The sequence below is a fragment of the Desulfobotulus mexicanus genome (assembly GCF_006175995.1).
GTDB classification, from domain to species: domain Bacteria; phylum Desulfobacterota; class Desulfobacteria; order Desulfobacterales; family ASO4-4; genus Desulfobotulus; species Desulfobotulus mexicanus.
The window spans coordinates 43992-55717 of sequence record NZ_VDMB01000023.1; the positions used below are offsets into that span (position 1 = coordinate 43992).

6 protein-coding genes are annotated in these 11726 nt (G+C 51.6%); 3 read left to right on the top strand and 3 right to left on the bottom strand.

From position 1 onward, the window contains the following. Window positions 1-9: 9 nt before the first annotated feature. A complete protein-coding gene (locus FIM25_RS14045) occupies window positions 10-3618 on the top strand; it encodes a proline dehydrogenase family protein (RefSeq protein WP_139450493.1) in 3609 nt (1202 codons plus the stop codon). Window positions 3619-3773: 155 nt separating this feature from the next. Here the strand turns inward: FIM25_RS14045 and FIM25_RS17340 are convergent, their stop codons facing one another. Beyond that, window positions 3774-4490: a sodium-dependent transporter gene (locus tag FIM25_RS17340; protein ID WP_218961437.1), complete on the bottom strand. Its 717-nt coding sequence runs from the start codon at window positions 4488-4490 to the stop codon at window positions 3774-3776. A gap of 133 nt (window positions 4491-4623) precedes the next feature. Next, window positions 4624-5103 carry a sodium-dependent transporter gene (locus FIM25_RS17345; RefSeq protein ID WP_218961439.1) on the bottom strand — a complete coding sequence of 160 codons (480 nt, stop codon included), beginning with the start codon at window positions 5101-5103 and terminating at the stop codon, window positions 4624-4626. A gap of 438 nt (window positions 5104-5541) precedes the next feature. Between FIM25_RS17345 and FIM25_RS14055 the strand changes: the two genes are divergently transcribed. Beyond that, complete coding sequence (locus tag FIM25_RS14055) at window positions 5542-6294, top strand: tetratricopeptide repeat protein (protein ID WP_179953404.1); 753 nt, start codon at window positions 5542-5544, stop codon at window positions 6292-6294. Beyond that, on the top strand, window positions 6291-10595 hold the full coding sequence (locus tag FIM25_RS14060) for a hypothetical protein (protein WP_139450495.1): 4305 nt from the start codon (window positions 6291-6293) through the stop codon (window positions 10593-10595). The genes FIM25_RS14055 and FIM25_RS14060 overlap by 4 nt, the downstream gene beginning before the upstream one ends. Before the next feature lie 271 nt (window positions 10596-10866). On the opposite strand, the gene FIM25_RS14065 is transcribed toward FIM25_RS14060, so the two are convergent. Continuing rightward, on the bottom strand, window positions 10867-11726 hold an 860-nt coding region (locus FIM25_RS14065), incomplete at its 5' end, for an IS91 family transposase (protein WP_139450496.1).

The window sequence follows — 11726 nt, forward strand, 5'->3', positions numbered from 1 at the left end:
GAGAAAAATATGACAGAGACAATGCAGGATCCGGTCATTGTAAAAGCCGCAGAGCTGGCCCGTGAGTGGCAGAGCCGGGCCAACAGCCTTCTTACTGACGAAGAAAAGCGGATTCAGTCCCAGATGTCAAAGCTTTTGAACCGCCCCGAAGACAAGGTCACCCTGACAAAGCTCATTGACAGGAGTTTCCGTTCTTCGGACTTTTCAAAGGTGGCAGAGCAGGTGGTGCATATTCTGGAGAGTGATGGTATTCCCCGGTTTTTCTCCTTTCAGGAGAAGATACTGGCACAGATTTTCAGCCGGGCAGGCCGTCATCTTCCAAAGGTATCCGTTCCTAAACTTATTGATGCCATCCGCAAACAGAGCAGCCGGTCCATTGTGCCGGGTGAGGCGGAAGCCCTCCATGCCCATCTGGCGACCCGCAGGGCCGAGGGTGTCCGCATGAACATCAACCATCTGGGTGAGGCGGTTCTTGGGGAAGGGGAGTGCACCGAGCGTCTTAAAACCTATGTGGAAGATTTGAAAAACCCGGATATTGAGTATATATCCGTTAAAATATCAACTATCTATTCCCAGATTAATTCCTTTGCCTTTGAGGAAACCATACAGGTTCTGGTGGAAAGACTCTCCCTTCTCTACCGCACTGCAGCCGCCTACCATTATTCTCATCCCGACGGCAGCCTGACACCAAAATTTGTCAATCTGGATATGGAAGAATACAGAGATCTTGCCATTACAGCGGAAGCCTTCTGCCGTACTCTGGATCAGCCGGAGTTTCTGGGGCATTCCGCAGGTCTGGTGCTGCAGGCCTATCTTCCCGATGCCTGGCCCATTCAGCAGCAGTTGACGGACTGGGCCAGAAAGCGGGTGGCTTCCGGCGGGGCACCCATTAAAATCCGTCTGGTCAAAGGCGCCAACATGGAGATGGAGCAGGTGGATGCGGCCCTGCATAACTGGCCCCTTGCTCCCTATGACAACAAGCTGGATGTGGATGCCAATTATCGCCGCATGGTGGATTATGGTATGGAGCAGGAAAATATCAGAGCCGTGCATTTGGGTATCGGCTCCCACAATCTCTTTGAGCTGGCCTATGCCTGGGAAAGGGCTAAGGCCATGGGTGCCACGGCCTTTGTGGGTTTTGAAATGCTTGAAGGCATGGCCGACCATGTGCGAAGGGCCATTCAGGAAACCACAGGGGCTGTGCTTTATTATGCGCCGGTGGCCAGCCGTGAGCAGTTTATCAATGCCATTGCCTACCTTATCCGCAGGCTGGATGAAAATACAGGCCCTGAAAATTTCCTGCGCTATTCATGTAAGCTTAATGTGGGATCTGAAGAGTGGAAGTTCCTTGAGAATCAGTATCATGATGCATGCAGACACAGAAATACTGTAGGCTCTGAAGGTCACAGGAACCAGAACCGCAGAAGTGAAGACCTTTCTGTGAAAAAGGGAACCTTCCATGAAAAGTGCTTTGTCAATGAGGCGGATACGGATTTTACCCTTGAAGAAAACCGTATCTGGGCGGCAGAAGTAAGGGAAAAGTGGGAGGTGAAGGAAGAAAAAGAACCCCTGCATATTCCCATTGTCATTGCCGGAGAAGAGGTTTTTGAGGAAAGAAAAACAGCTGCCCAGTTTGATCCTTCCACAGCCAGTGGAGAGAAGAGGCGGACAGCAGCCCTCTTTGCCATGGGTACGGATGCTGATGTGCAGAAGGCTGTGGCCACGGCCAAGGCGGATCCCGATGGCTGGCGTTCCCTTTCATGGGAAGATCGTCACGAATTTCTTTCCAGAGCGGCGGCTGAGCTTCGTATCTTAAGGGGTGATCTCATGGGGGCAGCTGCTGCCAACACTGGCAAGCTCTTTTCCGAAGCCGATCCTGAGATCAGTGAGGCCATTGATTTTGCGGAATTTTATCCATGGTCCACAAAAAATTTTACAAGGCTTTCCGGTATGGAGATGAAGGGCAAGGGTGTTGGCCTTGTGGTTTCTCCCTGGAACTTTCCCGTGGCCATCCCCTGCGGTGGGGTTGTGGCTGCCCTTGCCGCAGGCAATACCGTGATTTTCAAACCTGCCAGTGATGCGGTTCTGGCTGCGTGGATACTCTGTCAGGCTTTCTGGAGGGCTGGTATATCCCGGAACACTCTCCAGTTTCTTCCCGGTTCCGGTTCTTCTGTGGGTGCAGGTCTTGTGAATCACAGGGATGTGGATTTTGTGATTCTCACCGGCGGTACGGAAACGGGGCTTCGCATATTAAAGGACAGGCCGGATCTTTTCCTCTGTGCGGAAACGGGCGGTAAAAATGCCACCATAGTATCTTCCATGAGTGACAGGGACGCAGCCATTGCCAATGTCATCCATTCAGCCTTCAGCAATACTGGCCAGAAGTGTTCTGCCACATCCCTGCTGATTCTGGAAAAGGATGTCTACGATGATGAAAAATTTAAGCAGCAGCTGGTGGATGCGGCAAAAAGCTGGCATGTGGGATCGCCCTGGGATTTCCGGTCTAAAATGGGTCCTCTGGCACAGCCGCCTTCGGGGGATCTTCTCCGGGCCCTCACCACCCTGGAGCCGGGGGAAGAATGGGTACTTAAGCCTGAACAGGTGGGCGATAATCCCTATCTCTGGACACCGGGCATTAAATATGGAACGAAAGAGGGCGGTTATTCCCACATGACGGAATTTTTCGGGCCTGTTCTCTGTGTCATGCGGGCGAAAAACCTGAAACATGCCATTTCCATTGTCAATGCCACGGGCTATGGCCTGACTTCTGCCCTGGAAAGTCTGGACCCAAGGGAGCAGGCCCTGTGGAAGGACAGCATCAAAGCAGGCAACCTCTACATCAACCGGGGCAGCACCGGAGCCATTGTGCTGCGCCAGCCCTTCGGAGGCATGGGCAAATCGGCCATGGGCAGCGGGATCAAGGCCGGAGGACCCAATTATGTGAGCCAGTTCATGCATTTTGAGGAAAAAGACTGGCCCTGTGCAGGTCCCATTGACTCTGATCATGGAGTGCTCCGTCTGGCTCAGGACATGGCCCTTAAGGCAAAGTGGGGCGGGTTTGGCGAAGACAAAGAAGATATCCTTAAATTTTCCAGAGCCGTTGAAAGCTACCTTTTCTGGTGGCAGGAGGAGTTTTCCAGGGAAAAGGATTATTTCCGGCTGCGGGGCCAGGACAACCTTGTGCGTTACCGTCCCGTGGGCAGGACAGTGATCCGTATCCATGAAAAGGACAGTATTTTTGATGTTCTGGCCAGAATAGCGGCCTGCCGGATAACGTCTTGTCCCTTTGAGCTCAGTATTGCACCGGATATGGCAGGAAAGACGGTGGATTTTCTGAGTACCCACTGGGCGGAAAAACTGCTGCAGGGTGCTGCTGTACTGCGTGAAACGGATCAGGCCCTTGGAGAGCGTATTCCTTTACGGGATCGTATCCGTTATGCTTCAGAAGACAGGGTGCCCGAAGAGCTTCTGAAGAAAGCCGCAGAAACTGGTTTTTATGTGGCAAGGGTGCCGGTCTTTATGGAAGGCCGCATTGAGTTGCTGCAGTACCTCAGGGAGCAGAGCATCTGCCACACCTACCACCGTTACGGCAACCTCGGTGAGAGGGGGCTTGTGTAAGATAATTTTTTGATGATTCCGGGATGCAGGAGTTTTTTTCCTGCTCCCGGGGATTCTGAATCATGTCGTAGATTCAGGGGTTGGGAATTTTTAAACGATATATTCTGGTAAAGTTTCTCTGTTCTGATACATTGAGAGACAAGTTGTATGCCGTCTCATAAGCCCATCTGGCGGAGGGCATAGGTGATAATGATCCAGCCAATAACCAGAATGGGGAGGAAGCGGCCCACAAGATAAATCCGCCATTCCCACCAGCGGTTGCCTGTTCCCAGAACGGTGCGGATGCGGCTGGGGGGAACGAACCAGCAGAAAAGAGTTGCCCCCATAACACCAGAGAAGATAATCACATTGCCACCAGCAATACGGTCTATTACATCCAGAACCGGTTCACCACCAATGTTCAATCCCATAGGGGTAAAACTGAGGGCGGATGCAGCACCCAAAATGAGCATTAAACTGGAGACGAGGATAACCCCCTGCCAGTTTTTCAACTTAAACTCTTCGGTAACGGCGGCAATAATTATTTTTAATCCTGCAAGACAGGAGCTGAAAGCAGCCGCAAAGAAAAGAGAGAAAAAGAGAATGGACAGGATGTAGCCCGCAGCCATATTTTCGAAGACCCTTGGCAGGGTGGCAAAGGCCAGCTGAGTACCTTCATTGGGTTCAAGGCCGAAACTGAAAACAAAGGGGAAAATCATCCAGCCTGCGAGAAGTGCAATGCCTGTTTCTATGAGAGCAACAGTGATGCATGCGCGGGGGACATGGGTTTTTCTGGGGATATAACTACCATAGGTTACCAGATAACCTTGCCCTATTGCCAGTGTATAAAAGGCTTGACCAAAGGCAAATACCCAGAGAGAACCATCTCCCATGCGGGATCAGTCCACAGTGAAGAAAAAGCTTTTGGTCTGATCCCAGCCCGGCGTTCGGCTGGCAAAAATAACCAGGCCGATGATTACCATTATGAGAACGGGCATAAGTTTTTTGGATATGGCTTCAATGGCCTCAACCCCCCCGGATCAGTACCGTGGCTGCCAGCAGGGTGACAAGAATGAAGAACCAGAGAGAATTGTATCCATCGGTAAAATCATTGAAGTCCTGAAGATTGTTGCCTGTTGCATGGGTTGCGTAACCCAGGGTCCAGCCAGTAATGACAAGATAATAACTGGTAATGGCCATGGTAATCAGCACAACCATCCACCCGTAGAAAGCACCAAAGCGGTTGATTTTGCGGTAAGTGGCGATGGTATTGCCTTGTGCCATGCGACCAGCGGCGACTTCCAACACCATAATTGGAAAAACAACAATAATGAGTGCCAGAAGATAGGCAACGACAAAGGCACCTCCACCGTTTTCTCCCATAATATAGGGAAAACGCCAAAGGTTACCCAGCCCCACCGCCGCTGCTGCCATGGAAGCAATGAATGCAGATTCTGAGCTCCAGGATTTCCGTACATTATTGTTTTTTTGTACCTCGGTGACCAAAAAGACCTCCTACAATAATTATTGGGTGTCAGATCAGTAAAAATACATGGTGAGGTGTAAAAAAAATAACAAGGTGTTTGATTTTATAAGGTTTGTTGGGCCTTGTCTTTGTCTTGCATGCAGATTTTACTCTTTAAACGGTTATCATATAGAGTATTGTAGTCAAGTATTCTTGTTACTCAAAGCCTTCATTAAATTCAGCCATATCTCTCCTGTGATTTCAAGTCCGAAACTTGAGTTAAGAAATTTCGTAGGTCTAAAAATGAACCGAATTTTAGGATGAAGGCGCGGAAACAGCAACATAAGAAGTATCAATTTCTCCCACATGAGTTGGAATATGGATAACTTATCCACAACCTTTGAGCCTGCATATGAATAGGCATGTCTGGATTTTCAGCTGGTTAATCGATAATTGTTGCTTATTATGGGGTGAAGTAGATGAAAAATTTTTGCTTGATGATGACCATTTTTCTGACTGGCGCATATTTTGTTATGGCAGATTCATTTCACCTTCCAGAAGAAGCTGCTTTGCTAGAAAAGGTTGATAAACAGCCATCGGACCTGCTTTACGCCGAACTTGCCCGTCTCCGGGCCGTATATGCGGCGGAATATTATCGGAAATGGCTATCCTCCGAGAAAACCGCTGATTTGCAAAAAACAATTTATTATGCCGCTTCCGCATCTGAACTCAGCCCTGGCTGGGATCGGCCCAAAGTTCTTCTGGCCATAGTTTATGCGGAATTTACAAATGATCTGGAAGCACTTGAGTTGGCAACCGATCTTTTGATTGATGCCCTGGAAATCAATCCGGCCAACGGCGCCGCACAAGTTCTTCTGGCCCAGGTTCTGATGAAACAGGGTCGCTTTTGGTCGGCCATTGAACAGTATAAAAGCTTGTTTCAAAAAAACTCCGCAATGATCACCCCGATGAACACCGCCCCTTTGGCTTTGTGTTATATCCTGGACGGTCGTCTTCAGGCGGGCATTATTTATTTTAAAGAGCTGCAGGATCTTCGCCCGGAGAGCTCAGCAGTTGCCACAGGCAAGGCGGTATTGTTGCGCCATGCCGGTGAAGGTGAACGGGCACGGGATGTCCTTGGCCGGCTGCTGGTTTTGGATGGCGCGGAGTCAGGAATACGGGAGTACGCCGCCGAGCTTCTGGCAAGATGGGATAAGGAGGATAACCTATGATCAATCAGCTCCTCTTCCTTTCCCGGCTCGTTGTATTCTCATTGCTGTTTATTTCGCTTGGCCTTTTGCCGGCGGCTGCTGACACCGATGTGGACCAGGTGCTGCGGACATTTTCTGACTCCCGATACACGCGGGATATCAAAGTGCATGGATCGGCGGCGGCACAAGAAAGGTTCATGACCATATTGGACTCTCAGGTATACCGTCCAACGGATCAACAGGTGATCAGGCATGTGAAATCCTTGCCGGAGTACCGGGGAAAACCGGTGATCACCCATGATTTCCGGACTCCGGGGGAACAGGGAACTTCGGTTAACACGGACCGGGATGTCCGGGTTCTGGTGGAAGTGGAGTCCAATCGTTGGGTCGAAGTTCCTACGCAAAAATGGGAAGAGGTGTACTACCGGGAATTTGCCAAACAAACCCGTTTTCAAGGCAATGCCAACGACCCGGCAGCATTGCGCGCACACGCGGCCCGCTATCGTCAGATGCCTACCGACCGCTTCCATGTGGAGGCGAGTCATGATTACAGCGATCAAGCCCGCTCTTTGACCTATGAGCGGGATAGTCAGGGTCGCTACAAGCCAAGAGTTAAAGCCGATTCCACCATCCGGGTGCGCGATGGCGGTCCGGGACGGTCAAAGGTTGAATCCACCCCTAATGTGGTGCGAGTCAAGGCCGGTGAAGGTTTACTTCATAATCCCGAAAGCATGTCGCAGATGTATTTTCAGAAAAGTTGGGGTGAATTGGGCGCGGCCCAGGCCATTGAAACGCAACTCAAAAACCCCTCTTTGCCTGCCGCGGAGCGCCATCGGCTCACTGAGTTGCAACGGATGCATACCACCGAAGGGCTGGTCCAGGCAAAAAAAGCAGTGGAGACGCTGGAGGCGATACGTACTTCATATCAAAAGCAGGGGTATGATGTAGGCAGTACCCCGGAAAATTTCCGCCAGGCATCCAGGATTGTTAAAGCTGTCAAGGGCACCAGTGACACCGATGTGGATGTAATCATCCGTAACCTGCAGGAACATGGTTTTCGAGACCCATTGGACTTTGCAGAACATATGCGTGGCCAAACCGAGTCATTAAAGTTTGCTCGTAAGCAAACGCCGCCGCCTCGTCCTTCCACCCGCCTTCAAAACGCCGGCCTACTGGCCGGTTGGGTCGGCAACATTCAGTCAATTGATCATCGCCTGGAGCAGGCCAGGGAAGGCCGTCACCCTATTGAGTTTCTTAATATTGCCCCCGATGACCAGGTCATGACCGAGTATGCCAGGAAGGCAGGCATCGCGGCCATAGAACTGATTCCGGTGTCGGTGCTGGACGCGGTAGAGCGAGGTTGGCGGGTTGATGAACGAGCCAGAGAATACATTGAAGATATGGTCAAGCGCGGTGAAGCAGGTTGGGAAACCCATCCGGCCTTTGTGATGTTCGCTGCAACCTCCACCATTACTGCTGAAACCATAGCATCAATGACATTAGACCCTGTTCTGCAAGGGGGCGAGGCATTGATGGAAGGCGGCCGGATGGTTTGGGATGTTGGCAACAATTTTATGGCCGACTTCAGCCATGCTGAGCAGCGGCGCCTGCTGAGGGAGATGAGGCAGGCAGCCCATGACAGGGCGCAGGAGTTCGGTCTGGGCGGTCTGTCCAGCCGCCGGGGCGGTGTGGACGGCGGCCCGGCGGCGGGGGAAGTCGATGTCGGTGAAACACTGGGCTTTATAGCCCGTAAAAATGAGCAGTGGACCGCGGACTATATGGTTCGCTGGGAATTGACCATGGCCGACGGGCACACCGTGGTTCTGGCTCCCGGCGTTGATGCCCGGGCACCGCTGAGGGCCAATAATCCCGAAGCCAATCAGATGCAGTTCACGATCCCCGAAGGCTTTTCACCGGGGCAGTACACCGCGACTTTGCGGATCTTCGAGGGCGCAAGCGGCCTACAGGTTGATTTCGCCCAGGCGGAATTTACCATCTCCGATCGTACCGGGGTTGGAAGTATTGTAGCGGCCAAGGGCCACTACCTCCACCGGGGCGGGAAACCGCTGATCGATCCGGACACGGGTCGGCAGGTTGAAAACGTTCTCCCGGGCGATATCCTCGCGTTTCATGTTCACCGCATCGGCCAGTGGCGGGAGGATTTCCAGGTGAATTGGGCGGTGGGCGGTGAGACTTACAAGCGTGCCAACGGAGCCGATCCGGAGGCGGGGCTTCTCCGTTTCGATTCGACCGGCATGACACCGGGTGATTATAAGGTGAGCATTGTTGTTGACACCGAACCGGGATACAAGCGAATCGGCTATCAGGAGCTGCGGTTCAGGCTGGGTCTCCCGAGGCTATCTCCGGATCCATTCACGATTGAGGCGGCACTTGGGGATCACGGCGGACAACCCTTGAACCGGTCGGTTCAGAACGGGGAAATTCTGGCTTTTCAATCCGACATCACCTTCCCGGATGGCAAGCCCGAAACCGCGTCAATCGCCTGGCAGGTTTATGACGCCGCGGGAGAACCTGTTTCAGGGCTGGCAAAGCAGGATCAGGTTTCCGAAGCCGGTGCAACCCGCAATTTTCGCTTTCGGTTCCAACTGGAAGATTTTCCGGACGGCGAATATGTGGTCGGACTTTTTCACGCCTATCTGGCCGATCCCGAGCAGCAGACCCGGGCCACATATCCCTTCACGGTGGCGCAGAAGGTGCGTATCGACCGGGTGCTGATAACCGATGACCCGGGCAGGCAGGAACATACCCCGCTTATCTCCCCGGACGACGAACCTCTGTTCTATGCGCATTACAGCCTGGGCCGGCATGAGGAGAAAGCCCGCATCACCCTGACAGCCAGGGATAAGGCCAGCGGCGAAATTATCGAGACCGTTTCGGTGGAAAGGCCCCGGCCGGGGGAGACGCCACCATTCAGGGTGGGTCTTGGAATCCCCCCGGAAAAGGTGCCGGTTAACAGGGAAATCGCTGTCGAGGCCGAGATTGAAAGCGACAGTGGTCAGCGGCATACAGCCGGCACAACATTCAAAAAAGAGCCTTACCGGTTGGTCCTCGATCTTCCTGATAGCTTGAAGTCCGGTGAAAACAAGTCGTTTTCTGTGCGGGTGCCTATCAGCTTTACTAAACCGTTGCATGTGGAAATGAGTGCCTCCGGTGAGGGTTTTAGCCTCGGACACCGAGCGGGTGAGTTAGGAGGAACTGTGGGGGGGATAGCCACTAAAGAAACAGGGGTCGGTTTCCTTGATATAATAGTTACCGACGCAGAAGGACGAATTGCAACGAGCAGAGAAAGAATACTGGTAACCCCTTCTGAAAGCAAAGTAGTGGGCGCCACCTCCACCGTTGCCATGCCGCAGAAAACACCAGCGATAAGGGAAGGCCCCAAGAAGCTACCAGTGCCGGCAACAAGCGCAAGGCAAACCTCTCCTGCCCCGAGCAGTACTGAAAAGAGCCAGACTTGGGAAGAGAAGGGCAAGGCGTGTGTAGAAAAGTTTGTTGATCAGTTTCTTGAGCAGGCATTCTCGCGTCACTCCAAGTCTACACAAATGCGCTCCATGGTAAAGGCGGAAATTGTAAAACAGATGCGGGAAAGCTCTGAAAAAGCCAAGGCCGGGGGCAACCACTGGATAGAAGATTATATGATCTTCGAGCGCTGGGGGCAGCTTGCCCATTCCGAACAACAGCTTGTTCGCTTGGAAGCCAGGATGGTGGGGGCTATTGTTACCATGTTTGTCGAGACGATAGCCGACGGGATAGGTCTGTTACCTGAAAATATCCGCTGGGCAGAAGATGTGGGCCGAGCCGTGGGGGGACTGGAGAACGAATCCACTTTCCGGATGGGGCCTTTCAGCCCGCGTTTAAACGAGATGATCAGCCGCCAATCGGCAAAGAGTCGAAGTCAGCGTACCATCCTTGGTGCCCTGCAGCTTAACGACCCGCGAACGCGATACTATACTTCGATGCGGTCATGGAGTAGCAGGGTAGAACAGGGCAGGGCTGTTGTTCATAGTGGGCGAGAGAGGTGGAGTAACCCGCTCGAGCTAAAAGGCGCTCCTGTCTCCGCTGGTTATGACCCAAACCTTGTTCCGGTAATTGTTGAAGGTGAAACCTATTATATGTCTTCTCAGGAACGAAACCGTCTGGATATTATGCGAAGAACAGCCGGCTTGCTGAAGCTGACTAGGTCTGCTAACTACCGGGGAGATAGCTACGAATTTATCGACACAGAGATTCTTCCGGCAAGGTTGCGGGTTAACTTTAACCCCAACGAAAGAGAGGTAACGGCTGGTTATGTAAGAAGGTAACTAGCTAACAAATAAGGATAGATCGTGTGAGGGACGAACCACGATCTTATCCGACGTTGAACCAGCCCGTAGCGGCATCCCCGACAGGTTTCTAATATAAGAAAATATCATTTTTTGGAAGCGGTGTATCCGGAGGTAGTCTGGAAGGAAGAATTTTTTGAGGACGCAGAGGGGCAAAGCCTTTTACAAGGCTTCAAAAAAGCACTGTATTTTCATAGCTTTGCCACCTCCACGATTCAGTTAATGCCTGGTTATTGCCAATTAATCCTTTTCATCCGGGTCTCAGAAGGAAAAACAGAACCTCCATGGGAGCCTTACAGCGGGGACAGCTGAAAGAAGCTCTTGGGACAGGAGTTATACTCTCAAGCTGGACACGCAGGACATATTGAACGAGTGAAAGTAGCTTTTTGGCTTTGCTATGAAGAAATCCATAGTCCCTGATCCTTCGAAAGCCCTTGGGCAGCACATGCTTAAGGATAAGACGAAGAAAATCCTCACCCTTCAGTGTCCTGTATTGGATTTTACCCGTGTTTTCGGTGTACCGGAAGGTTACCATCCCATCTTTGCTGGAAATGATATTTTTTTCCGATATCACACCCCGGTAGAGATAACGTGAGAGATATTTGATGGCGGGAAGTCCCTTTCCAACTCCTTTGCATTGCACCACCCATTTCGACCGGATTCCTGTCGGTACCGTCAAACCTTCTTTGTTCAGAGCATCAAGGAAGCGGGCACGAAAAACCTTTGCAAGGGCTTTATCATTGAAAAGATACTTCCCTTTTATTTTCTTCCATTGCTTCCTTAGTTTGTCTATTCCCCCACCCGGTATCACCACATGCAGGTGGGGATGATAATCAAGTCTTCTGGAATGGGTATGAAGCACCATGGTCATGCCAATTTCTGCTCCAAGGTTTTTGGGCTTTAGACCAAAATCCTTCAGCGTACTGGATACACATAAAAAGAAGAGACTGAACACTATCTTCTGATGCCAGTATGTCAGCTCTCTTAATTCATAAGGAAGTGTGAAGGTTACCATGAAATATTCAACCGGAAGCAATTTTTCCTGCTGACGTTCGATCCACTGACTGGCTTCATGGTGCTGGCACTGGGGGCAATTGCGATGGCCACAGG